This is a genomic window from Olsenella sp. Marseille-QA0557, assembly GCF_965119725.1.
In the GTDB taxonomy this organism is placed as follows: Bacteria; Actinomycetota; Coriobacteriia; order Coriobacteriales; family Atopobiaceae; genus Coprovicinus; species Coprovicinus avistercoris.
On the sequence record NZ_CBCPMI010000001.1, the window covers coordinates 177,269 to 201,991 of the forward strand.

Below are 24,723 nucleotides of genomic sequence, written 5' to 3' on the forward strand. Positions count from 1 at the left end.
CCCCTTACTGCTGACTCTCGTACTCTTGTACTTTACGAATAACTTGGCGGTTATAACGCGTCCAATCCGAATCAAACTTCGATAGGAAGCGATCGATAATTTCGTCTTCAGATCCTTCGTTGTCCTGAAGCATTGTCTGAAGCTGAGCATCGACTGCCATAGCACTCTGATAGGAATGGTCCAGATAGTCGAGCACTCGGCCTTCATCCAAAAAGTCCTTGATGCCATCGAAGAGCGGATCAAGTTCGAAATCGCCCTCAATGCAGGGAATAGCACGCTGATCAGAAATATAGGTCTGCATATTATCCGGCTCAGAAAGGTAGCTTAGAACCTCATAAACCGCGTCTTTGTGCTTGCATGTCTCAGCAACGCACCACTGCAAGTCAACACCAGATACCACAATGCGATCATCTGGATTGTCGGCAGACGGCATTGCAAACATACCTACATTAATATCGGGATTTCCGGTAAGAATCTGTGGTACCGCAAAACTGCCGCAGGGGTACATAGCCGACTTGCCATTTGCAAACGATGTGCATGCATCGTTATAACTGGCTGCAAAAGGACCAGGCTCACCCGGAAGACACGTCTGGCTGTATTGAAGCAACTGACGCATGCGACGTGCAGGAGCACCATAATACTCAGCAAACGTTGCCTTACCAGCATTTACTTGGCGTGCAAGATCTGGTGGCACCATGTTTACGGTAATGGAATTCCATGGAGAGAGAATTGTCCAGGTATCCAGATAGCCCAGATAGAACGGAGCAACTTCTCCTTCAGCCTTTATCTGTTCACAGAGGCTGATCAATTCATCCCAGGTTACAGGGATCTGCCAGCCCTTTTCATTGAACATGTCGACGTTATAGAGGACACCAGCTGCATTAGCAACATATGGCACACCGTAGATGCCATCCATGGGAATGTAGGTCACACTCTTGAGAATATTGATGTAGGCCTCTTTAACGTCTGCCATTCCTGGATAATCAGACACATTTGCCAGGATATTTGAATCAACAAAACTGGCGTAGTCGGCATCTCCACCAATACCGATAACATCGGGATAATTCTCACGCACAAAGCGTGTTTTCATAATAGTGACAGCGTCTGCTGGACTATTAATTGTTAGCACAATGTCATCATGCGAAGCGTTAAAGTCAGCCATGATCTGATCGAAAATGGCTTTTGCCTCCTGCTTATAGCTCACAATCTCAACTTCGGTCTTGCCATCCGATCTCTCACTTGCACAGCCAGAGAACATGAGCGTTGCTGCACCAGCAGCAGTGAGCCCCAGGAGTGAACGCCGCGTAATGGGCTTATTCAGCATAACTTGGGTCTCCTTTCGGGCTTAATGAACAATGGCGAGCTCGGTCTCTTTATCGAATACATGAAGCTTGTTCACATCAAAAGCGACCTTAATCCGGCTGCCTGTACGAACAGGATTTGTTGCAGAGAGGTGCGCGGAGATAACGCCGCCGTCAACCTCGCCATAAATCATTGCCTCTGAACCGAGAAGCTCATAAACAGTTACAGACGCCTCAATCGACTCAGACAAAAACTTTTGCTCGGAATATTCGTGCTCTTCAACAACGTCTTCAGGACGGATTCCGGCAACAACAACTTTGCCAATATATGGCCTTAATGCAGCAGCCTTTGACTCAGGTACCGTAATGGTGTTTGAACCAAAGGTGAGCGTAATCTTTCCGGCGCGCTCGCCTACAGTGGCATCGACAAAGTTCATCTGAGGAGAACCAATAAAGCCTGCCACAAAAAGATTGCAAGGCTCGTTGTAGAGCTTCGAAGGTGTGTCCACCTGCTGCATGACGCCATCTTTCATAACAACGATACGAGTACCAAGCGTCATAGCTTCAGTTTGGTCGTGCGTTACATAAATAATGGTGGCGCCCAAACGATCGTGCAGTTTCGAGATCTCGGCACGCATCTGTACACGAAGCTTTGCATCAAGGTTTGAAAGTGGCTCATCCATGAGAAAGACTTTGGGGTTACGAGCAATTGCACGACCCATAGCTACACGTTGACGCTGACCACCTGAAAGCGCGGAGGGCTTACGGTCCAAGAGCTTTTCAAGGTCAAGAATTCGAGCAGTCTCATGCACAACCCTGTCAATTTCCTTGGAGTCGGCCTTGCGCAGACGCAGCGGAAACGCCATATTCTCATAGACAGTCATATGGGGGTACAGTGCATAATTCTGGAAGACCATAGCGATGTCGCGGTCCTTTGGCTCGACATCGTTCACAACCTTCCCGTCAATCTTGAGCGTGCCGGAAGTAATATCTTCAAGTCCGGCAATCATGCGCAGCGTTGTTGACTTACCGCAACCCGACGGTCCAACAAAAATAATGAATTCCTTGTCGGCAATTTCGAGGTTAAAATCCTTCACCCCCTCGTAGCCATTGGGATATTTCTTGCTCACATGTTCGAGCGTGAGTTCTGCCATCGAGCTTCCCCTTCCACGCAGGTATCAACAAGCTTTGTAGGCGCGACAAACAAAAGCATAACGTCTTGCATTGTAGAGTTATCATTTTTCTACTTTATCTTGCTTTTAGGTATATTTCCTATCTTTATTTACGTTTACACAGGTAGATGACTTATATTTTTAAAATTATTCTTAACTGTTTCGATAAACGGTTCATTTTTTAACGTAAATGGAATGTAAGAAGTAACTATAGGGTATCAATTCTTTTATGTCGTTTACCTCTATATTTATCGATAAAACTGAAAACCCTGTCAGCTTCACTCGTCTGAAATACTTTTATACCTTTATTATATCTATATACCTAATTTTTATATCTTTTTATATATTTTGTAGCATTTTGATATATAATTCTGTTGTCCAAAGAGAGAAGAAAGGATTGCTATGAGACCGCATGAGATTGAATACTCTGTATTTAGTGGAAGCTCATTTACCGACCTCATGCCCTATCAATATGGACGTGAGGTATGCAGGCCGTCGTATATGTATGGCCCCGCACGACGGTCTCACTACCTTTTTCATTACATCATTGAAGGCGAAGGCACCCTCACCTCAACGCTTGATGATGGAAAGCAGGTAAGTTTTCCCGTTCACGCCAATGAGGGTTTTCTTATTTTCCCAGGTCAGGTTACTACATACTCAGCAAGCTCACTCAATCCTTGGGAATACATTTGGGTTGAATTCGACGGAACGCATGTGCGTCGAGCACTTGAGCGCGTTGGACTTACAAAGTCATATCCAATTTACCGCTCGCAAGATCAGGCGCTTCGTGACCAGATGTATCAGACCATGCAGACTTTGCTCGACCGTCGTTCAGACTCAGACTTCTATTTGGTGGGAACAACCTATTATTTTTTCGATGCGCTTATTCGTTCAGCAGAGCCACATCGAGTCGATCATGCCAACCTTAGAAATAGTTTTTATATTGATACCGCTCTCACCTTTGTAGAAAACAATTACCAGCACGATATCTCAGTTGAAGATATTGCCCGTAGCTGCGGAATTAACCGCAGCTACTTTGGCAAGCTTTTCAAAGACGTTATGGGCATATCTCCTCAACAATATCTCATTCAATATCGTATGGAAAAAGCCTGTGACCTGCTCAAGCTTTCAGGCCTTTCCATTCATGAAGTTGGGGAAGCAGTAGGCTATCCGAACCAGTTACATTTCTCACGTGCATTTAAGAATGCCATGGGCATGTCTCCACGAACCTGGAGAAGTGAACATGTTACGCATTAATACAAAATCCAACACTGTATGCCTACATGATCCACCACGCAAAATCCCAGCTATCCAGTGAGAACGATGCAAACTTGCTTGTCTTCCCGTCGATAAGATTGGTGTAGGAGGCTTCCTGTGGCATCCACACCTTACGAGTCTCGTCAGAGAAGTTAAAGACTGCATAGAGCGTCTTTTTTCCGGCGTGTCGGGTAATCCATAGAATGGCGGGATCGCTATAGTCCACTATCGCAACGTCCGCATCTGCATCAAACACATCGTTTGAACGGCGAATTTCTTCAAGCTTTTGAATAGCCGTAAAAACGTGGTGCTGCACGGTATTTTTCTTATCAATATTCTTAACTAATTTCCAGTTAAAGGGGCTGCGATGAATATAACGTGAGTCGTCAGCCTTCTCGGGGTCATCCTTATACGTGTAATCGTTAACCTGGGCAACCTCGTCACCACTATAAATAATTGGCAAGCCGGATTGCGTAAGCAAGTAGGCATGAAGCATGATGTCTTTTCGAATAGCCGCCTGCATTGCTGCTTCGTTATTTTCAAAACCTGCAGCCTCGATACCGCACATAGAGGCAGTAGTACCGCAAAAACGTGCATCACCCGTTACAGGATCGGCGTTATACAGTTCTCCGCGACTCACACTGCCTTCGGTAAAGCCCTGAAAATAGTCATTGAGATAGCTTTTATGCGCCACTTCCTGCATTCCCCAATGAGAGAGTGTGGCGTAATCGAGTCCCCAGCCAATATCATCATGACACCGCAGATAATTGAGGAAGGTGTATTCACGAGGCAGTGAACATACTGTTTCCAGTTGGCTGCGTAAGAGACGCGTATCTCGGCATGCCACAGAACTCCAGGTTGTAGCCATAGTGGTTACGTTGTAGAGCATATGACACTCGGGCTTCTCAACGGTACCGAAGTAAGGCACTACCTCAACAGGAGCCATCACGACCTCGCCCAACAGTGCGATGCCAGGGCATACAACCTCTCCTATCATGCGCATCATGCGCACGATTGAATGCACCTGAGGGAGATTGCGACAGTTTGTTCCAAACTGCTTCCAAATGTAAGGCACCGCATCAAGACGGAAAATGTCTATACCCTGATTGGCTAAGTACAAAAAGTTGTACATCATCTCATTAAAAACGCGTGGATTTCGGTAGTTAAGATCCCACTGATACGGATAGAACTGCGTCATTACACACTGACGTAACTCAGGCAGATAGGTAAAATGCCCCGGAGCGGTTGTAGGAAAGACCTGTGGTACATCACGATAGTAACGATCAATAAGAGCTTGGTCATTCGTAAAGAAATAACGGCTCATGTATTCACCCTCACCTCTGCGAGCACGCTGTGCCCATTCATGCTCGTCTGAGGTGTGGTTCATAACAAAGTCCATACAAAGGCTTATGCCACGGCTATGGCACTTCTCAGCGAGATGTGAAAGATCGTCCATGGTGCCAAATTCAGGCTTTACACGTCGAAAATCTGAGACGGCATAACCACCATCTGAACGGCTCTTATCTTCTGGGGTGTCCAAGAAAGGCATAAGGTGGATGTAATTTACTCCGATTCGCTCTAAATAGCCTAGATGCCCCTCTATACCACGCAGAGTGCCAGCAAAGTTATCCACATACATTTGCATGCCAAGAAGATCGCTGTTGCGATACCATGCACGGCCTTCTCGCTCAGCATCAAGTTTGCGCAAAGCTTGTGGTCGTGCATCATAAAAGTATTTCATCTGATCTGTAAGCTCAGCAAACATTGAGCTGTTATCGTAAAGCTCCATGTAGAGCCAGCGCAGCTCATCATGATGGCGAGCAAGGCGGCTTGCAAAAAGCGCATCATCGCGCGCAGAAGACTTCTTTAGGGAAGCATGAGAGTTATGGGCTTGACCGGAAGATTGAGTATTCGACAGCATGTGTGCTCCTCATAGATACAAAACATAAGAACAGTGCAGAGAAACTCATCCTCTCTCTCCACCGCTCATAGAGAACATCATGCATATGTCTGTCGCTTGCTAAATTCTAACTATACGCATACACGCTGTCGAGATTTTTCCACAGCGCAACATAAAAGCAACTCGTAGCCTAAGGCTAGGCGATAAAAAACAGAATGATATTGCTTACAAGAGAGAGTACCGGAGCAAGCAAACAGAGAAAGATGCCGGTACCTGAACACACCATGCCAATTATGCATGTCGTATCACGACGATAGTCTGCTCGCTTCTCACGCCAGGCAAGAATAAAACCTATAGCGCCAATACCTGCACCAACAATCTGCAGCACAATAAATGGGCAGAACGCCACGAGAATCGAAATAGCTCCCAGCACAATCGATACGATATCGCGACGCATATAATCTCCCATCAATACAACACAGTTAGCCACTATCAGTGGCCGTTGGTACAAATTACTACAAAAGCATGGACGGTATTGGACGAGTTCTTTCTCTCTTCCGTGCATAGTATCGCTTGCACGAAAAAAGCTCAACGAAACGTCAACACCATCCATGCTTCTTCTTGTTTGAACTACTTCAAACGAAAAGGTTCTTTAGCACACACCCTGAGCCATCATGGCATCAGCAACCTTCAGGAAGCCAGCAATATTGGCACCCATTACGAAGTTGCCCTCATGGCCATACTCGCGTGCCGTGTTGTCCACATTGTGGAACATGCTGCGCATAAGGCTCTCAAGCTTGCCATCAACCTCTTCAAACGTCCAGGAAAGATGCTCGGCATTCTGGCTCATCTCAAGACCGGATACAAGCACACCGCCGGCATTTGCTGCCTTACCAGGCATGAAGGCAACACCATGCTCCATAAGGTAAGTGGTTGCATCAGGCGTAGTGGGCATGTTAGCGCCCTCGCCCACAACCTTGCAGCCATTTGCCACAAGCGCCTTAGCATCCTCAAGCAGAAGGGTATTCTCACGTGCACAGGGCAGTGCAACATCACAAGGAAGCTGCCATACACCGCGGCCGTCACCCTCATGCCACACAGCCTGCGGACGCTCATCGACATACATTGCAAGGCTTACACCTTGATCGTGTCCAGAGCGCTTCTTGTTGTAGATATGCTCAAGAACCTGATAGTCGATGCCCTCAGGATCCTCAACCCAGCCCTTAGTATCCGAGCATGCAATGGTCTTGCCACCAAGCTGAGCAACTTTCTGAATTGCATAGATAGCAACGTTGCCGGAGCCGTGAACAACAGCAGTCTTACCCTCGAAAGAAGTGCCAGAGCTCTTGAGGTACTCATCTACGAAGTAGACAAGGCCATAACCAGTTGCCTCGGTACGCGCAAGGGAACCACCATAGGTAAGGCCCTTACCGGTAAGAACGCCAGACCATTCATTGCGCAGACGCTTGTACTGGCCAAACATATAGCCAATCTCACGTCCTCCTACGCCAAGATCGCCTGCGGGTACGTCAGTATTGGGACCAATATGACGACAAAGCTCTGTCATAAACGACTGGCAGAATGCCATAATCTCGCGGTTGGACTTGCCCTTAGGATCGAAGTCAGAGCCTCCCTTGCCGCCACCCATTGGCAGTGTGGTAAGTGCATTCTTGAAGATCTGCTCAAAACCAAGGAACTTAAGCATGCCTACCGTAACGGTAGGATTGAAACGAAGGCCACCTTTGTAGGGACCAAGTGCCGAGTTGTACTCAACACGATAAGCACGGTTAACCTGGACCTTGCCCTCATCATCTACCCAAGGAACACGGAACATAATAATGCGCTCCGGCTCAACAATGCGCTCGAGAAGGCTTGCCTCCTCAAACTCAGGATGAGCATCAAGGGCAGGCTGGATCGTTTCAAGAACTTCTTGTGCGGCCTGGATAAACTCTGGCTGATCGGCATAACGCGTCTCAAGCTCAGCAAAAACACGCTCAGAGTAAGTCATATTCGCTCCAATCCACAGTAATAGCCACTTTTCAAAAAGTACCTCTATGAGGATACTCATTCGAAAAGAGCTTGAAAGGATGTGGCTTACTCAGCGTAACCTTATAGAACCAGTCACGAAACATATTGTACATAGTAAGGTGAAGATATTATTTTAACTTGTTAAAATCGTCATTCTCGCCTATACTTTTCCACTGCGATCGGGGCGTGGCGCAGCTTGGTAGCGCATCTGCTTTGGGAGCAGAGGGTCGCTGGTTCGAATCCAGTCGCCCCGACCATCGCATGCGGGTGTGGTTCAATGGTAGAACCTCAGCCTTCCAAGCTGATGACGCGGGTTCGATTCCCGTCACCCGCTCCATGAAAAGTCAGCCCGGTGGTATAGCCTCCGGGCTTTTTTAATATGAGCTGAACATTGTCAAGAGGCAAAACCGGCCCGCCCCCTCCGGAGCTATCGGAGGCGGCGGGCCTACCTATCTTCGCCCGGGACCGGCGCTACCTGAGGGCGTGTCTGTTCGACGCACGTCTGGCATTCTAATATCCGCGCATGGCCTCCTCGGCTGCGCATTTCGTTGCTACGGCTGGGGGCCTCGACCGAAGTCTGTTGGCGGGCGTGGCGGTGCCCCGCTGCCCATAAAAAAAGACTCGAGTGGCCTCCCAACGGCCTCGAACGGCAGCGGTCCTCGGGGTCGGAACCTGTCTTTCCCGGCGGGGTGCTACGCCACGGCCATCCTCGCTATAGCCCACACCCAGCACGCCATCTCCCGCGCCGTGGCGCAGTTGGCGACGACGGGCTTCTTCCCGGCCGCGGACATCGCCTCCCGGCGGTCTTGGAGCCTCCTGTTGCACTTCGCCGCGTGGCGCCTCACCGCCGGCGCGACCTCCTGGTCGGATGCGAGCGGCTTAGCCTCCCGCGACGACATCGGTACGTGCCAGGCCGCCTCGACGAGCGCCGAGCGCACGTGGGCGTTGCCCGCGCGCGTGATCCCTCCCCTCGACAACGTCTCGCCGCTCGAGTGCTCCGAGGGCGTGAGGCCGCACCACGACGCGAACTCGGGCGCCGTGCGGAACCTCGAGAAGTCGCCGGCCTCGCAGGCGAGCAGGAAGGCGGTGGCGACGTCGACGCCCTTCACGCACCTGAGGGCGTCGACGGCTGGCTTCCACCCCGGGCGTCCCGCGGACTCGGCGACCCTCCTCGCCAGCGCATCTCGCGCCTCCTGGCAGCGCCTCACGCAGTCGCGGTAGTGCTCGTAGGCTGCGGCGTCGTCTGCCTCGGCGAACTCGATCGCGTCGGCCCACCTCCAGTAGGCGCGCGTCCAGTTCCCCTTGCGCGCGCCGGTCGGCGTGGTCTCGTCGAAGACGTGCCCGTGGCGCAGCAGGAACTTGGACATCCGCTGCTTGGCGCGCTGGAGGTCGTCGCGGGCGTCGGCAAGGGCACGCGAAAGGTCGCGGGCGGCCTCGGTGCTCTCGTCGGGTACCCAGACCTCCACGACGTTACGAGTGGCGAGCAGGCGGGCCAGGAACTCGGCGTCGCGTCGGTCGGTCTTCCTGCCGCGGTCCGCGGCAGGCCGCTGCATCTTTGAGACAGCGCCGACGACGCAGTCCAGCCCGAGCGCGCGCAGCGTCCGGCACAGGTGGAAGCCGGTAACCCCAGACTCGTAGACCGCCCTGGGCTCCTCGAAGCTGAGTGCCCACTCGGCGATCGCTGCCGGGTCGTAGCCGAACGACGCGCGCTCGCACTCGCCGCTCATGGGATTTAGGGCGAAGGCCTTGATGCTGCGGGCGTGAACGTCGAGGCCGATAGCTGTGACATAATTGGACATGGTGCCCTCCTCCGTCGCATGTGGCGCGCGGCCACGGTTGGTGGTACGACCATTGTCGCCCGACCCACGGAACTGCGACAGGGGGAGGGCCCAATGTTCAGCTCATATCGTCTGTATGCAGTGAGAACATTAACATCGTATTGCTCTCCACGATCTGAAGAGGCTTATTGTGCTTCCTGAGCTTGGACGAATTCTTCTCATTGCCAACCCCGTTGCTCACAGTGGCCACGGTTTGGAAGGCGCGCAGCAGATGGAAGAACTGTTAAAACGCAATCTTCCCAATTCGCGTTTTACTGTTGTCCTTACACAAGCGCCTGGTGATGCCACAGCTCTCGCCGCAACTGCTACTGAGTTTGATACTGTTCTTGCACTTGGTGGAGATGGCGTTATTCATGAAGTAGTAAACGGATTGATGACGCTGCCAGCTGATCTGCGTCCACAGTTGGGCATTATTCCTCTTGGATCAGGAAATGATTACGCGCGTACGCTCAGCATGAGTAAGAACAATGTTGAGAAGGCGTTTTACCAACTGAAGAACGGATGCGTTCGCAATGTGGATGTTGGAAAGGTCAACGACAGCTACTTTATGCAGACGCTTTCATTTGGCCTGGATGCCGCAATAGCTTTGGATACAACTGAGCGGCGCGCTCGTAACTCTTCTCAAAAGGGAGAAGCGCTCTTTTTTACCTCAGGCCTCAAGATTCTTTCACACGCAGGAAAAAGTCTCACAAGCATTGCTCGATTTGATGATATGCCGCCACAACGTCTTGAGACGCTCATTTTTACTGTTCAACTAGGGCCAACCTATGGCGGCGGTTTTCGCATTTGTCCTGAGGCGGACATAACTGATGGCTACTTCGATGTATGCAGAAATGTAACTCGCCCGGCGCTGCCTCATATCCTTATGCTTTTCTTGCTTGCGCGCGCAGGACTTCATACTCATTCGAAAGTGCTTGAGTTTATGCGCGTGCGCACGATCTGTCTCGACTTTGATGAGGTTCCACCCTGCCAAGCCGATGGAGAAGAGCTGGTCAACACGCACTTTGAGATATCACTTATCCCGGATGCTTTACGCGTCATCTCAGCTCAGTAAATCGCTACAAAAAAGAGGCGCCGAAAAAATCGGTGCCTCTTAAAGCTCTTATAAAAAGCAGTGAAGCTTGCTGTCTTATCGAGCAGCAGCCTGAAGAGCAGCTTTTACTTCTGCTGCAGTCTTGAGGCTCATAACCTTCTCGGTAAGAGCATCTGCCTCTTCCTTGGTCCACTCGGAAATGATACGACGTGTGCGCAGGATAGAAGGTGCGGACACGGAGAACTCACCCAGACCGAAGGAGATAAGAACCGGAATGAGCAGAGGATCGGCAGCTGCTTCGCCGCACATGCCCACCATAATGCCGGCCTTATTGCCCTCAGTAATGATGCGCTTCAGCGAACGCAGGACTGCTGGCTGATATACCTCATAGAGGTAGCCAACGCGATCGTTGCCACGGTCGGCGCACATGGTGTAACCAATAAGGTCGTTGGTGCCAATGGAGAAGAAGTCGCACTCAGCAGCAAGATCGTCTGCAATCAGAGAAGCTGCAGGGGTCTCGATCATCGTACCAACTTCAATGTTCTCGTTATAAGCAACACCGCGAGCATCGAGGTCTGCCTTGCACTCTTCAACAAGCTCCTTAACCTGACGAATCTCATCAAGGTTGGTGACAAGAGGAACCATGATCTTAATGTCGCCGAAGGCGGAAGCACGAAGCAGTGCGGTCAGCTGTACCTTGTACTGCTCGGGGTTATTCAGGCAGTAGCGCACGGCACGATAACCCATGAAGGGGTTCTCTTCCTTCTGGAGGTTGAGATACGGGATCTCCTTATCGCCACCCACGTCGAGCGTACGAATGATAACCGGCTTATCCTTCATGCGAAGAGCGACCTTCTGATAAGCAGAGAACTGCTCATCCTCAGACGGAAGCTCCTTAGCATCCATGAAGAGGAACTCGGAGCGAAACAGGCCTACGCCCTCGCAGTCGTGCTCAGCAGCAACATTGGCATCATCGGGGTTACCAATGTTTGCAACCAGAAGCACCTGGTCGCCATCGGCGGTAACAGTGGGCTTGCCACGATAAGCCTCGAGAGCTGCCTTCTCCTCAGCATACTGTCGAGCCTGCGCACGATAGGTCTGAAGTTCGTCATCGGTTGGACGCACAACAACTTTACCGTTGGCGCCATCAACAACCACCATATCGCCTGTCTTAACAAGCGTGGTGACATCAGCAACAGACAGAACAGCAGGAATCTCGAGTGCACGAGCGATAATGGCGGAGTGAGAAGTACGACCACCTGTCTCGGTAACGATACCGGCAACATTGTCCTTGTCGATATCTGCTGTCATAGAAGGTGTCAGCTCGTGCACAACAACGATTGAGTTCTCAGGCAGCGTTGAAAGATCCACAACTTCCTTGCCGAGAAGATCGGCCAGAAGACCCGTCTTAACATCGGCAACGTCTGCAGCGCGCTCACGGAAGATCTCATCTTCCATGTTGGCAAACATGGTGTAGTAGGTGTCATAAGCCTCGGAAACGGCCTGCTCAGCGCACATACCAGCGTCAATTGAGGAGTTGACCATATCCTTGATGCCATCGTCCTCGGCAAACTCAATGTGAGCGGTCATGATCTCTGCGGATTCCTCACCCACAGTTACCTTCATACGCTCAATTTGAGCATTGGTCTGCTCAACAAACTTCTCAACCGCTGCGGCATAACGTGCCTTCTCAGCTTCCGCATCTTCCGGTTTGTGAGGAGTAAAGGAGAGATCAGGCTCTACCGCTACGCGGGCAACACCAATCCCGATGCCATCCGATGCGTTAACTCCTTCTAACATGAATCCTCCAATCATGGGGTCGCCCCTCCCGGGGCGGTGGGCCAACCGCGAGGCGGCCCGCTGCCTGAACGCACTTGCGTTTTGGTTTATGAAGATATATTAACGTGCTACCACTCGAATAGTACGGAAGGGACAGTATTACTCGGTAGGAGTTTTTTCAATACGGGTCTGCTTCGCGCGCTCGAGGGCTTCTGCAATCTCATCTGCATGCTTATCAAGCACTTTGCCAAGAGCAAGATAGAGCCTGTCAATAGTCTCACGCTTTGCCAAAGCCTTCGATGCTGCTGTTGCCGAACCACATGCGGAAGCAAAGTTAAGGGCCGTCTCATAATCATGGCCGCTATCCACCATAGCAAGGAAGCCAGCCACCATAGAATCGCCTGCACCCGTTGCATTTACCAAACGGCACGGCGGGCAAAGGGTAATATGCTCCTCGCCATTTTCGTCGAGCAAAGCCGAACCATGTTTGCCGCAAGACACGATGACATTAGCTGCCCCGCGCTCGTGAAGAATACGAGCATAGGGTAAGCACTCTTCAGGTGTCTCCGGATTCTCATTAAAGAGACGACCAACCTCATGGTTGTTTGGCTTAATCAAAAACGGCTTGGCAGGAAGTGCGCGAAGAAGCAGGGTACCGGGAGCATCTACAACAAAGCGAATACCGCGATTAGCAAGACGGTTCATGATCATGTCATAGGTGGTATCTGGCAGACTTGCTGGAATGGAACCCGTGAGCACAATTGTGTCGCCTTCGCCAATGAAGTTCATGCGCTCAAGCAACTCTTCGAGCTTGCGCTGCGGAATTTTGGGACCCATGCCATTAACAATGGACATAACAATGCCGTTAAGCTTCACATTGATGCGCGTATTGCCCTTATCAAGCATGACAAAGTTTGCGCTAACGCCGCGTTCCTGAAGCGTTTTGATGAGGTACTCACCGGTAAAACCACCGCAGATGCCAAGAGCAGTGTTAGCAACACCGAGCTCGTTCAGGATGCCCGCAATGTTGAGACCATTGCCGCCGACATAGATTTCTTCACTTGAAGAACGATTGGTGAAACCCATATCGAGCGTTAGAGGATGCATCACGTAATCGATAGCTGGGTTGAGCGTGACGGTATAAATCAACGCAGTCTCCTTCCATTGCGCTGTGGCGCTTATCCCAGTATGACGCGAACAATCATATATTCCGTCAACGACTCGCAAAGAACGAGCTATGGGAGAGAAAAATATGGTAACGCCTAGGCGTCCAAACCCGCACTTACAATCTTAGCAACATCGTCGACATCTTGAGCCTCTAACATCTCAGTTCGGAAGCTTTCTCGAACAATCATTGTTGCAACCTGAGCCAACAACTGAAGATGCGTTTGTGGATCGCTTGCTGGAGCAAGCAATGCAATAGCAACTCGAATAGGAGCACCATCTTGCGTGCCCTCCCAATCGAGGTCTGAGGCAAATTTTACGACAATAACGTTGCCGGAAGTAATGTCATCAGACTTGGCATGAGGGATAGCAAAGCCACCAATCATGCCAGTAGAGCCAGCATTCTCACGCTCTTTAAAAGAGGTTAAAACAGCCTGCTCATCGCTAGCAATTCCTAATTCAACGGCCTTTGAGGCAATGAAGGCAAGTGCTTCATCACGTGTGGTGGCAGGACAATCCAAAAAGACGTGGGATCTGTCGATGAAATCGCTCATTCTCTTTGCTTCCCTTCTTATTCACTCACTGTGTATGAGTGCTCTTTACACAGTAGTTTAAATTCGTGCACATAGTAGCATCATCAAGCAAATTACTAATGACAAAGTGAACTTTTATAACGAACAAAGGGCCGAGGTTCTACCTTAAGGTTCCTAGATAAATGTGACTTGAAAGCTTTCAAATTATGGTAACACCCTACAAAGACATCAGATGATTTGTTTTACATTATTAAATGAAAAAACGGATGCCACAAGGCATCCGTTTTGATAGACCTGGTGCGCTCGGAGGGACTCGAACCCTCAACCGGCGGATTAGAAGTCCGATACTCTATCCATTTGAGTTACGAGCGCGCACGGAGAAGATTCTAACACGTAGCTCACAACTTACATAGAAACAGGCAAATGCGAGCAAATGATTGTCGTGTCTCCATCTAAATCCAAGGGCCCAAAATGCGCAGGAACGATGAAATGATCGCCTTTACGCACGGGATGACCTGCAGCAGAACCCGATCCGGAAATAACGCTTACACATTCGAAAGGCCATGGTTCGTTGCGCCTGAGCGCACCATTCACCACAACCCTATCGACGGCATAGCACTCATTCTCCACGAGATGTGTGACACCATCTTTCTCTTCCTGTGTCACTTCACCCGAGGATGGAGCAGATGCGTCATAGTCGATAACATCCAGGCTCTTTTCGAGATGAAGCTCTCGTTTAGTACCATCATCTTGCACACGATCATAATCATAGACACGATACGTAATATCGCTTGATTGCTGAGTTTCCAAAATAAGTGTTCCCGCCTTAATGGCATGCACGGTACCGGGATTAATTTGGAAAAAGTCACCAGCATGAATGGGAATTTCGTTGAGCAGCTCAGACCAAGCGCCCTTATTTACAGACGCTTCAAACTCTTCACGAGAGCGAGCTTTTTGTCCAACAACAATGGTTGCCCCCTCTTCAGCAGCAAGTACATACCAGCATTCCGATTTTCCCAGCGATCCGTTCTCATGCTCTTTTGCATAGGCATCGTCTGGATGTACTTGAATGGAGAGATCCCCATCTGCATCAATGATCTTTATTAAGAGAGGAAAACGATCTCCGGGAGCACCTTCAAATAACTGTGGCTCATGCTCCCAAAGCTCTGAAAGATGTTTGCCTTTATATGCGCCTTCACGCACAACACAGTCGCCTGCAGGATGTGCAGAAATTGCCCAACACTCACCAACAGCTCCGTCGGGTATAGCATAGCCAAACTCTTTTTCGAGACGGCGGCCACCCCAGATCTTGTTATGAAACACGGGGTCCAAAAAGATTAAATCGTTTGTAGGATTGGAAGCTTGTAGTTCAGTCATACAATCACTTACTCCTCTCTGCTTCCAATGCAGCACTCAGTATGCCAAGAATTGTTTTCGAGTCCTGTATGACTCCAGCATGGATAGCTGCAAGGGCATCAGCAATGCTTACCCACACCACATCAACAAATTCCTCATCATCAAGATGGGCTTCACCTTCGACTACATCGTAGGCACGAAAAATGCGCGTCAGTTCATCAGAGCAGCCTATGACACCACGCGAAAGTATGACCGGTTCAATACGCCGGGCGATAAGACCGGTTTCCTCGCGTAATTCCCGTTGTGCACAAAGGACAGGATCCTCATCGGGGTCTAATTTACCTGCCGGAAGCTCTAAGGTCATACGGTCTACAGCAACGCGCCACTGGCGCACGAGACAAATCTTTTCATTGCGAACTACTACGACACAACACCCGCCACGATGACGCATAACTTCGCGCGAGGCATGTGTTCCATCGGGAAGCTCTACCTCAATCTGATCGACACCGAAAATCTTGCCTTGCCACACCCTGGATGATCCGCAGAGCTTCTCAACAAGAGAGGGGTCATCTGTGAGCAGTTTCTCTATACGCTCAACAGCAGCTTTATCAGAACTTGCATCATGCATACGCTCTATGAGATTCATTTCACTCCTAAAGCTGTGCAAGAACGCTCATAACGCCATATTCTTCATTTGAAGGACATTCGCGATTGGCGACAGCTTTTACCTCAGGAATGGCATTTGCCATAGCAACACCACAACCAGCCGCCTCAATCATCTCAATATCGTTCATATGATCGCCAAAAGCCATGGTCTCTTCCATAGGAATGCCCAGCTCTTTCGCCAACATAGCAAGACCCGTTGCCTTGCTCGCTCCATCAAGAGCAAAGTCGCAGGTATGAGCCGCTGTTAAGACTGGGCGAACACGCGGAGAAATATGTGCTACTTGCTCGGTGCTCTCCCATGGAGCAGGGTTCACGCAAGTGACCTTAACGATTGGAGCATCTCCCCAGGTATGAATATGCTTTGTCGGCATATCCATGCGCTCCCAGCTGGAGTAATACGTGCGCAGAAGTGCATCCTGTGCTGCTGTACCCTCATATCCCATCACAAAATTTGTTTCTGGAGAGGTAAAGTCAACCATTACATCAGGGATTGCACTACAAGCATCAAGGATTGCAAAGAGAATCTCGTCATCAAACGTTGTCCTGTGCAACATGCGATCGCCTAAGTACACCTCATGAGCATTACATCCGATAAAGCCAAGACTATCGGCAACAGGTGCAAACAGCTCACGAAGCTCGCTTACAAAGCGCCCCGATGCGGGAGCACAGACAATACCTTTCTCGGTGAGCCTACGAGCTTCATAAAAGAAGCCAGGCGGCAGCTGCTTATCGTTGGTAAAGAGTGTATTGTCGAGGTCGAAGGCAACAAGCTTGTACACAGAACGCCTCCTTGTCGTAGTAAAAACTAAACTTCAATCCTGTGATAAGAGTAGCCGTTCGAATGCTACTTGAAAGACTGCCTATTGATTTTTTAATTAAGGTTTACATCTCCCGCAGGGCTTATAGCCTTCGTCGATAAGGGCTTGGCGAGAACCCTCGTATGCTTCTTTGTTATTGTCAGCAATATCTTCTACCGACGGACATGTCGGATTATGGAAACGCATGGTGTTGGTGTTAAGCACATAGCTTTCTGTATCGTCCTCTACATCAGCAGCTTCTGAAGTCGCAGAGCTTTCATTGTTCGAGACTGTCGTCTCTGCATCAAAAGCAGCAGTCTCATCGCCTTCCGCATTGTCTCCAGTTGCATAGTCGATGCCAACGCCTGGCTCTACGTTGTAGCAAAACACATTAAACGAGATGCCCGCACCATCATCCTCAAGCGAATAAGCTTCGATTTGCACGCCTCTACATACAAGCTCATCACCCTCAAAAATGGGGGTAGCGCGATACAAAACATGATTTCCAGTTTGGTCTACATAGGAAGCAACTTCATCTTCATAGGGCAACATACCCTCAACATTCATCGAACGCGTTCCTGTAACAAGATTGCGCTCGTTGGCATTCTCTCCAGAGAGCTGCCAACCCACCAGATGGCATCGGTTATAGAGATATGAACCATCAACAAAATTATATTTTGAGGTCTGCCAACCCGAGGGTTTAATCATCCCAATGCTGCCGCGTTCCTCCCCTTCTTGAGGCATTGTTTCAGGCCCAACGCAAACCGTCACCGAACCACAGCGACCTAAATCATCGAGCTCAGAAAATGATTCAAATCCTTCATTATCACGAGCGTAGGAGAGCTCTTCATCAGAAAAGGAAGGCTTATCATCGTCTACCTCAACAGATGGCTGTCCAGTATAGGCAGGAACTTCCTCTGAGAGCAGCTGTGAAGAGGTGACATGTGATGATGATGCAGGTGTATCGCATGCAGTAAGCGTAAAGGTGGGCACTAAAGCCACAAGAAGCGCTAATACAAATATTGCATAACGTAGTGATTGAAAATGATGCGACATATGACGAGAGGTAACACGTTTAGACGTATGTGACATAGAGCCTCCTGTCCTCAATCGTGGAAGGCATCGTATCACAGTCATAAAAAAGGAGGACCCAAAAGGGCCCTCCTTCGTCCACGAAAAGTAGTGTTGAAGCTAGATCTTGCGGACGTTGGAAGCCTGGAGCTTGCCGTTCTGGCCGGTGGTGATATCAAACTCTACGGCCTGGCCCTCATCCAGAGTCTTGAAGCCGTCCATCTGAATCTCGGAGTAGTGGACGAACAGGTCGTCACCATCCTCGCGGGAGATGAACCCGTAGCCCTTATCCGGATTGAACCACTTTACAGTACCCTGAGCCATGACGTGCCTTTCTTTCTTTGTCCCACAGGACAAAATGAACCAATGCGCATACGCGCGATGCCGTGACCGCAGCGCAGTCACGCGCTCTAGTCTACCCCATGCTCAGGCGTCCATGTTCGAGAAATCCTGACAGTAAAGGAATGGCGCGCTTACCGAAAAGACGGTTGCGCGCCAAAGAAAATGACTACATCTTGTGCGCATAGAGCTTAAACACTCATGAAATTTGGCAAATATTCGCAGGTAAATACCGTATTTATGCATATACCTTAGAACAGGCCAGTAATGCGTCCTTGATCATCAACATCAATGTTTTCGGCAGCAGGATGGCGTGGCAATCCAGGCATGGTCATAATTGCACCTGTTAGGGCAACTACAAATCCCGCGCCTGCAGCAACATGCACATCGCGAACGGTAATGCGGAAATCTTCAGGCGCTCCCAGACGCTTTTGATCGTCGGTAAACGAATACTGAGTCTTAGCAATACAAACTGGTAGAGCCCCAAATCCATCTTGCTCTAGCTGGCGCATCTGACGTTGGGCGGCAGGAGTAAAGTCAACGCCTTCCGCATGGTAAACGCGCTGAGCCACAATTTCGATAGCCTCTTTAATTGGGGTATCCGTTGGATAAGAACATGAGAAATGCGCTGGCGTTGTATTGAGCAGACGAACAATTTCGTCAGCGAGTTCAAGACCACCCTCGCCACCTTTTGCCCATACCTCAGAAAGTGCCACATTCACACCGAGCTTTGCACACTCGGCACGTACCAAAGCAATTTCTTCCTCGGTATCTGAGGGGAACCTATTGATAGCGACAACCGTAGGCAGCCCAAACACATCTTGCATATTGGATACGTGGCGAAGCAAGTTGGGAAGACCCTGTGAAAGCGCTTCGAGATTCTCTGCGTTGAGTTCGTCTTTTGCGACACCACCGTTGTACTTAAGGCTTCGAATGGTAGCCACAACGACACAGGCATCCGGAGCGAGTCCACTCATACGGCACTTAATATCACAGAACTTCTCAGCGCCAAGATCGGCACCAAAGCCCGCTTCTGTAACAGCAATATCACCATAGTGCAACGCCATACGTGTTGCCATAACCGAGTTGCATCCATGCGCAATATTGGCGAAAGGTCCGCCGTGGACAAATGCAGGGGTGTGCTCAAGTGTTTGTACTAAGTTTGGCTTAAGAGCATCTTTGAGCAGCGCACACATAGCTCCTTCAGCTTTGATCTGTGCACAGGTAACAGGACGACGATCATAGGTATAACCAATAACAATACGGCCCAGGCGCTCTTTAAGATCGCGTATTGAAGTTGCAAGACATAGTACTGCCATTACCTCGGATGCAACGGTAATATCGTAGGAATCTTCGCGTGGAACCCCATTGGCAATACCGCCCAAACCGTCTACCACATGACGAAGTTGACGATCATTCATATCGACGCAGCGGTGCCAGGTAATACGCCTCGGGTCTATACCGAGCTCGTTGCCCTGCTTGATGTGGTTATCAATCATTGCCGCCAACAGATTGTTAGCAGCTCCAATAGCATGAAAGTCGCCGGTAAAATGCAGGTTGATATCTTCCATAGGCACAACCTGCGCATAGCCACCACCAGCAGCTCCACCTTTAATGCCAAATACTGGCCCTAACGATGGTTCACGCAAAGCCACAACTGTTTTATGTCCGCGCCTATTGAGTGCATCGGCAAGACCAATGGTGGTGGTAGTTTTTCCCTCGCCTGCCGGAGTAGGACTCATGGCTGTAACTAGTACAAGCTTGCCCTGAGTATTGGAAGGATTCTCAAGTGCCGCCAAATCTACCTTAGCTTTGTCGTGCCCATAAGGCACAAGATCATCGGAAGGTATGCCGAGCCGTGACGCAATCGTGCTGATATCTTCCACTTCTGCAGCTTGAGCAATCTCAATATCCGAAAGCATGTACCAGCTCCTCTCAATTGGGTGTGAGTCCTTTTCCCACACCTTACTTAGTAAGCGACTTCTGTATGTTTGAAATCTCGTCGAACCCTTCGGGCACTTCGGACAGATCCCATCCAAACGCTTGCGCCATCGCGCGCCCTTGAGCACGGCGAAGCTCAGCGAGTTCAGAATTAGAAGTTTGATCATACACATCGGCAAGTGCTGTTAATACATAAGCAGCATAACCCGCTAATGAATCGCCAATGCCCGAAAGACGCGTCATGGTAACCAATGAGTCAGGTGTGAGCGCAAGCGCACAGGAAGCATCGAGATCAAGTAGGCCGGCAAGCTCTTGCTCAACCTCATGCACCGAAGAAAGATCATCATGAAGAAAGGCCTTACGGAGGCACGGAACCACCGTAGAAACAAAATCCTCAAGGAGGGCGAGAATATAATCACGTTGGAGCACAGCTCCTCCTTTACGCTGCCTACTTATCTGGTGGCGGGGTTATGCCCAGATGCTCAAAAGCTGCCGCTGTTGCCTTTCTCCCCTGTGGCGTACGCACAATAAGCCCACGCTGAAGCAAATAGGGCTCATAGACATCTTCGATTGTAGACGTGTCCTCGCCAACTGCACTTGCAATAGTAGAGAGACCCACCGGTCTTCCCCGAAACGTTGTGGTAAGTGCACGTAAAATTCGCACATCCATCCAATCGAGGCCCAGCTCGTCAATCTCAAAGAATCCAAGCGCCTCGGCTGCAACTTCCCAGGTAATTTCACCATCAGCTCGAACCTGCGCATAGTCGCGCACACGTTTAAGAAGGCGGTTGGCAAGACGCGGCGTACCACGACTTCTGCTTGCTATTTCCGCTGCACCTTGTGCATCGATCTGTACATCTAAAATGCTCGCAGAACGCTCTACAATAGCCGCCAGCTCATCGACTGTGTAATAGTCGAGCCTGAAAGAAATGCCAAAGCGGTCGCGCAAAGGTCCTGTAAGAAGTGCTGTTCTCGTTGTAGCACCAACCAAGGTAAAACGTGGCAAATCCAGACGAATAGAACGTGCCGCGGGGCCTTTACCGATAACAATATCGAGCGCAAAGTCCTCCATCGCTGGATAGAGCACTTCTTCAATCGAACGATTAAGGCGATGAATCTCGTCAATAAAAAGAACGTCTCCCGCCTCTAGATTGGTGAGAATAGCTGCGAGATCGCCCGTTCGCTCAATTGCAGGGCCAGAGGTAGTATGGAGTTTAGCGCCCATCTCATTGGCAAGCACGGCTGCCAATGTGGTCTTACCCAAGCCTGGAGGGCCTGAAAAGAGAACATGGTCGAGAGGTTCATTGCGTGAACGAGCCGCTTCGATGAGCACACGCAAATTCTCGCGAACGCGCTCTTGTCCCACGTATTGAGAGAGAAGCTGAGGCCTGAGTGTTCGATCTACTTCAAGATCATCTGGCGTAAGCTCGCCGGTAACAGCACGTTTTGCCTCTGAAGGAGCATGTGACTCAAAGGGATCACGGAGAGGATCGGCTTGCCACATTAGATACCACCTCCGAGACGACGAAGTGCGTAGCTCAACAGTGATTCAGGTGTTGAGGCACCCGCTTTCTCATGTCCATCAAGTGCTGCCTCTGCTTCCTGCGGGCTAAAGCCCATCGATAGGAGCGCAGAAGTAACATCCGCTTCAATACTTGCTGAGGTAGTAGGAGCACTTGTAGTTGAAGATGCATTCTTTGAAAGCGAAAACAGGCCGCCAAGCTCTTCATCAGAAGCGAAGACGCCTTGAAGCTCAACAATGAGGCGGTTAGCAAGCTTCTTACCAACACCTGGAACGGTGGCCATACGTGTAGCGTCAGATGCTGCCACAATTGTTGCAAATGCAGAAGGGGTAAAGGTTGAGAGAACCGACAGCGCCAGCGATGGCCCCACGCCAGAAACAGCAATAAGTCGTTCAAACAAAGAACGCTCCTCCTTTGAGGCAAAGCCAAAAAATGAAATGGCGCTTTCCCTCACAACGAGACGCGTAAAGAGTGTTACACCAGCAGACCCTTCTCCGGGCAAGGCCGCCGCCGTCATGGATGAACAGCGCAGCTCATATCCAACCCCCTGGACATCGAGCACAATATGTGAGGGAGTAACCTCTGCAATGGTTCCTGTAAGCCGATCTATCATGCATGTACTCCCTTCGCAAGTGCACGGCTTGCAATATGCTGAGACCGCGCAACATGTGCGTGACAAACCGCCGCAGCTAAAGCGTCGGCACAGTGGTCGGGCTTAGGATCGTGATCAAGAGCAAGCAGCTCTCGAACCATAAAAGTAACCTGGTGTTTATCTGCTGATCCAGTGCCAACTACCGCCTGCTTTATCTGCATAGGAGTATATTCTCCTACTTCCACCCCAGCAGCGGCACAAGCAGCTATAGCCGCGCCGCGCGCATGAGCAGTCCAAATAGCAGACCGCGTGTTGGCGCCAAAATAAATACTTTCTACCGCCACCGCATCGGGTGTGTATTCACGAATGGCGAAGCCAATGCGATTGAGAATAAGACCCAGCCTGTAGTCGAGCTTATCCGAAGACGATGTGTGAATACAGTCGTACGCAAGGGCACGCGCAGCCGATCCGCGCGTTTCTATAACACCCCAGCCGGTATTAGCAAGGCCAGGGTCGATGCCCATAATAACCACGTACTACCCCCTCAACGCATTACTCGAACATTCGTTCCAGTATAGCATGGTAGTTAGTTATCGGAGAAGAGTCCTGTAGACCATCGCTTGTCTTCGCTTGCTGTCATGCCACCTTGGCTAAAGAGATCTCGAAGAAGCTCCATGACCTCTTCAACCTGGTTCTCCCCTTCTTTTGCCATCTGTGCAGGAGAGACAAATTCTGTAGCCGCATGCTCAAGACGCTCGCGCACACTTTCTGCCTGTTCATACTCAGCCTGGTCACGAATGTGGTCGCGCCAAGCAAAGGTGATAGGCCATGCAGCCTCGGCAAGAGTTTTGCTTGAGACAATAGGAATGAGTGGCATGTGCCTGCGGTACAACTCCATCTCGCGCAAACGGCTGCAAACAGCTTCGGCAAGTGTCGTATTGGATTCGTGCTCAGCAAGCTCAGACAGCGGCATGCTCTGCTCGATATAAAGGAGAAGCATGGCATCGAGAGCTCCAAGCCGAGCCTCTTTCGTAATGCCAGCTGTATCGAGGCCCGCAAGTGAGGGAACCTCATACGTCCCGACAACTGCCGGAGGAATAACTGAAGAGATGGTCATGCGATGCAGGGCGAGCGCAATAACATCCGTACGATAGACATCGCCAAGTGGAGCAATATCCGCATCCATGACCGACGCATTCGGCTCCAAAGCAAACAGGGTTTTATCTTGATCTCCCACAATGAAACAAGTCTTTTCATCACGCGAGAACATGCGAGTCCAAGCCTTGAGACGCAGATTAGCTACAAGCTCTGCACCTTCGGAAAAATCGATACCTTCTAAGCCCATATCGCGCAAAACACGTGTGATTTCTGACGCGGTAAGCTCACGCACATCGGCGCGAAGAGCACGAGCTTGTTCGCGAGCAGCTTTTAACACCTCAGGATCGCCAGTGTCCACGACAAGCGCATGGAGACGTGTGGGACCCACAGCATCAAGTGCCAAAGCTGCAACCACCGAGGAGCGTAAATCTCCTTTGAGTGCGACAAAAAGATCCGTCGCACATGCAGCCGTAAAATCACGCATCATGACAACGAGTGCTTCCCAGAGCAGTGCCATGCGATCGTAGCGTGGAAAAACACCAGGATGCGCCAACGGTCCTTCTGATGCAGTATTCACTTCTGCAACTTCAAAGGCTTCTTCAAAAGATGGAAGCGCAACCTCAAGCTCTCCCCAAGGGGCTACAACAAAACTTCCTCCAGCAAACACACGGTCGTCATAGCCACCAACACCGCCAACAGCCACTATCCATGCATTGAGATTTGAAGCATCGTGGATAAATGCACCGTTGGAAAGGGCCGGTGCTAAAGCGCTCTCTTCCTCATCGGTATTAAAGCAAGCAAGCGGCAGGTATAGAAGCACGTCAATATTCACGGGCGCGTGCATGAAACTGTCTATACTCTCCCGGTCAAATGCCACGCCAAAGTTCACGCCATCGAGCACAAACCCCAGCGGCATCTCAGGACTTTCCATAGACGCATCGGCTGAGAAGAGAGACTCGAGCGCGCGAGGATTCGAAGCTAAGGATTGTACCGATGCCATCACTGAAGCAAAACGCAACGGCATGATCTTGCCATCTTGAATGTAGATAATCTCGAGCATTGGAATAGGTCCTGCTTGGCTGAGCAGCGGGACCACCGCAGCACACGCAAGACGATCTGCAAGATCAGAAATGGCATTGGAAACATCGAGCAAAAACTCGTTGTTATCCCCAAGCCCCATCACATCTGCACCTACCAGAACGGGTGCTGGAAATACGATCAGCTGTGCTCCGCGGTCTGCCGCCATATGCGATTGAGCCACCATGCGCTCAATCGTTACGTCCAGCTGGCCAGCAACGGTAGAGATTTGGGCTAAAGCTATCTTCATGAACATAT

Annotated in this window: 22 protein-coding genes and 3 tRNA genes; 4 read left to right on the top strand and 21 right to left on the bottom strand. The window is 50.3% G+C overall.

The annotated features are described in order from the left end of the window. Positions 1 to 4: 4 nt before the first annotated feature. Positions 5 to 1,324, bottom strand: a complete 1,320-nt coding sequence (locus ACQY6Y_RS00810) for an ABC transporter substrate-binding protein (protein ID WP_428378411.1) — start codon at positions 1,322 to 1,324, stop codon at positions 5 to 7. A gap of 21 nt (positions 1,325 to 1,345) precedes the next feature. Next, complete coding sequence (locus ACQY6Y_RS00815; protein ID WP_428378412.1) at positions 1,346 to 2,455, bottom strand: ABC transporter ATP-binding protein; 1,110 nt, start codon at positions 2,453 to 2,455, stop codon at positions 1,346 to 1,348. Positions 2,456 to 2,875: 420 nt separating this feature from the next. Here ACQY6Y_RS00815 and ACQY6Y_RS00820 point away from each other — a divergent pair, with 420 nt between their 5' ends. Continuing rightward, a complete protein-coding gene (locus ACQY6Y_RS00820) occupies positions 2,876 to 3,730 on the top strand; it encodes an AraC family transcriptional regulator (RefSeq protein ID WP_428378413.1) in 855 nt (284 codons plus the stop codon). A 22-nt stretch (positions 3,731 to 3,752) separates the two neighbouring features. Here ACQY6Y_RS00820 and ACQY6Y_RS00825 read toward each other — a convergent pair whose 3' ends face one another. The 3 genes from ACQY6Y_RS00825 to gdhA form a co-directional block, all read right to left on the bottom strand. Beyond that, the gene (locus ACQY6Y_RS00825) at positions 3,753 to 5,651 is read right to left on the bottom strand and encodes an alpha-amylase family protein (RefSeq protein WP_428378414.1); all 1,899 of its coding nucleotides are present in this window, start codon (positions 5,649 to 5,651) and stop codon (positions 3,753 to 3,755) included. Positions 5,652 to 5,826: 175 nt separating this feature from the next. After that, complete coding sequence (locus ACQY6Y_RS00830; RefSeq protein ID WP_428378415.1) at positions 5,827 to 6,087, bottom strand: hypothetical protein; 261 nt, start codon at positions 6,085 to 6,087, stop codon at positions 5,827 to 5,829. A 195-nt stretch (positions 6,088 to 6,282) separates the two neighbouring features. Further along, positions 6,283 to 7,638: an NADP-specific glutamate dehydrogenase gene (gene gdhA / locus ACQY6Y_RS00835; protein ID WP_428378416.1), complete on the bottom strand. Its 1,356-nt coding sequence runs from the start codon at positions 7,636 to 7,638 to the stop codon at positions 6,283 to 6,285. A gap of 200 nt (positions 7,639 to 7,838) precedes the next feature. Here gdhA and ACQY6Y_RS00840 point away from each other — a divergent pair. Beyond that, a tRNA-Pro gene (locus ACQY6Y_RS00840) sits at positions 7,839 to 7,915 on the top strand. A gap of 6 nt (positions 7,916 to 7,921) precedes the next feature. Next, positions 7,922 to 7,995, top strand: a tRNA-Gly gene (locus ACQY6Y_RS00845). A gap of 355 nt (positions 7,996 to 8,350) precedes the next feature. Here ACQY6Y_RS00845 and ACQY6Y_RS00850 read toward each other — a convergent pair. Next, positions 8,351 to 9,457 (bottom strand): IS110 family transposase, encoded by a 1,107-nt coding sequence (locus ACQY6Y_RS00850; RefSeq protein WP_417147477.1) that lies wholly within the window; start codon positions 9,455 to 9,457, stop codon positions 8,351 to 8,353. A gap of 169 nt (positions 9,458 to 9,626) precedes the next feature. Here ACQY6Y_RS00850 and ACQY6Y_RS00855 point away from each other — a divergent pair, with 169 nt between their 5' ends. Then, positions 9,627 to 10,550, top strand: coding sequence for a diacylglycerol/lipid kinase family protein (locus tag ACQY6Y_RS00855; protein ID WP_428378417.1), 924 nt, complete (start codon positions 9,627 to 9,629; stop codon positions 10,548 to 10,550). 75 nt (positions 10,551 to 10,625) lie between these two features. Here ACQY6Y_RS00855 and ptsP read toward each other — a convergent pair whose 3' ends face one another. The 15 genes from ptsP to ACQY6Y_RS00930 form a co-directional block, all read right to left on the bottom strand. Further along, positions 10,626 to 12,329 (bottom strand): phosphoenolpyruvate--protein phosphotransferase, encoded by a 1,704-nt coding sequence (gene ptsP / locus ACQY6Y_RS00860; RefSeq protein ID WP_428379929.1) that lies wholly within the window; start codon positions 12,327 to 12,329, stop codon positions 10,626 to 10,628. A 138-nt stretch (positions 12,330 to 12,467) separates the two neighbouring features. Next, positions 12,468 to 13,457: a 1-phosphofructokinase family hexose kinase gene (locus ACQY6Y_RS00865; RefSeq protein ID WP_428378418.1), complete on the bottom strand. Its 990-nt coding sequence runs from the start codon at positions 13,455 to 13,457 to the stop codon at positions 12,468 to 12,470. A 113-nt stretch (positions 13,458 to 13,570) separates the two neighbouring features. Continuing rightward, positions 13,571 to 14,026: a PTS sugar transporter subunit IIA gene (locus ACQY6Y_RS00870; RefSeq protein ID WP_428378419.1), complete on the bottom strand. Its 456-nt coding sequence runs from the start codon at positions 14,024 to 14,026 to the stop codon at positions 13,571 to 13,573. A gap of 274 nt (positions 14,027 to 14,300) precedes the next feature. Further along, positions 14,301 to 14,377 (bottom strand) — tRNA-Arg (locus tag ACQY6Y_RS00875). A 33-nt stretch (positions 14,378 to 14,410) separates the two neighbouring features. Beyond that, positions 14,411 to 15,382, bottom strand: coding sequence for a type I phosphomannose isomerase catalytic subunit (locus ACQY6Y_RS00880; protein ID WP_428378420.1), 972 nt, complete (start codon positions 15,380 to 15,382; stop codon positions 14,411 to 14,413). A gap of 4 nt (positions 15,383 to 15,386) precedes the next feature. Then, positions 15,387 to 16,007 carry an NUDIX domain-containing protein gene (locus ACQY6Y_RS00885; protein WP_428378421.1) on the bottom strand — a complete coding sequence of 207 codons (621 nt, stop codon included), beginning with the start codon at positions 16,005 to 16,007 and terminating at the stop codon, positions 15,387 to 15,389. 7 nt (positions 16,008 to 16,014) lie between these two features. After that, the gene (locus ACQY6Y_RS00890) at positions 16,015 to 16,806 is read right to left on the bottom strand and encodes an HAD family hydrolase (protein WP_428378422.1); all 792 of its coding nucleotides are present in this window, start codon (positions 16,804 to 16,806) and stop codon (positions 16,015 to 16,017) included. Positions 16,807 to 16,902: 96 nt separating this feature from the next. Continuing rightward, the gene (locus tag ACQY6Y_RS00895; protein WP_428378423.1) at positions 16,903 to 17,916 is read right to left on the bottom strand and encodes a DNA/RNA non-specific endonuclease; all 1,014 of its coding nucleotides are present in this window, start codon (positions 17,914 to 17,916) and stop codon (positions 16,903 to 16,905) included. A gap of 99 nt (positions 17,917 to 18,015) precedes the next feature. Continuing rightward, complete coding sequence (locus ACQY6Y_RS00900; protein ID WP_154434155.1) at positions 18,016 to 18,219, bottom strand: cold-shock protein; 204 nt, start codon at positions 18,217 to 18,219, stop codon at positions 18,016 to 18,018. Between the two features lie 266 nt (positions 18,220 to 18,485). Beyond that, positions 18,486 to 20,156 (bottom strand): formate--tetrahydrofolate ligase, encoded by a 1,671-nt coding sequence (locus tag ACQY6Y_RS00905; RefSeq protein WP_428378424.1) that lies wholly within the window; start codon positions 20,154 to 20,156, stop codon positions 18,486 to 18,488. Positions 20,157 to 20,199: 43 nt separating this feature from the next. Beyond that, positions 20,200 to 20,604: a hypothetical protein gene (locus tag ACQY6Y_RS00910; RefSeq protein WP_428378425.1), complete on the bottom strand. Its 405-nt coding sequence runs from the start codon at positions 20,602 to 20,604 to the stop codon at positions 20,200 to 20,202. Positions 20,605 to 20,623: 19 nt separating this feature from the next. After that, the gene (gene ruvB, locus ACQY6Y_RS00915; RefSeq protein ID WP_428378426.1) at positions 20,624 to 21,679 is read right to left on the bottom strand and encodes a Holliday junction branch migration DNA helicase RuvB; all 1,056 of its coding nucleotides are present in this window, start codon (positions 21,677 to 21,679) and stop codon (positions 20,624 to 20,626) included. Then, positions 21,679 to 22,311, bottom strand: a complete 633-nt coding sequence (gene ruvA / locus ACQY6Y_RS00920) for a Holliday junction branch migration protein RuvA (protein WP_428378427.1) — start codon at positions 22,309 to 22,311, stop codon at positions 21,679 to 21,681. The genes ruvB and ruvA overlap by 1 nt, the downstream gene beginning before the upstream one ends. Beyond that, the gene (gene ruvC, locus ACQY6Y_RS00925) at positions 22,308 to 22,814 is read right to left on the bottom strand and encodes a crossover junction endodeoxyribonuclease RuvC (RefSeq protein WP_428379930.1); all 507 of its coding nucleotides are present in this window, start codon (positions 22,812 to 22,814) and stop codon (positions 22,308 to 22,310) included. Before ruvC ends, ruvA begins: the two co-directional genes overlap by 4 nt. Before the next feature lie 62 nt (positions 22,815 to 22,876). Next, the gene (locus tag ACQY6Y_RS00930; protein ID WP_428378428.1) at positions 22,877 to 24,715 is read right to left on the bottom strand and encodes a nitrilase-related carbon-nitrogen hydrolase; all 1,839 of its coding nucleotides are present in this window, start codon (positions 24,713 to 24,715) and stop codon (positions 22,877 to 22,879) included. Positions 24,716 to 24,723 lie beyond the last annotated feature (8 nt).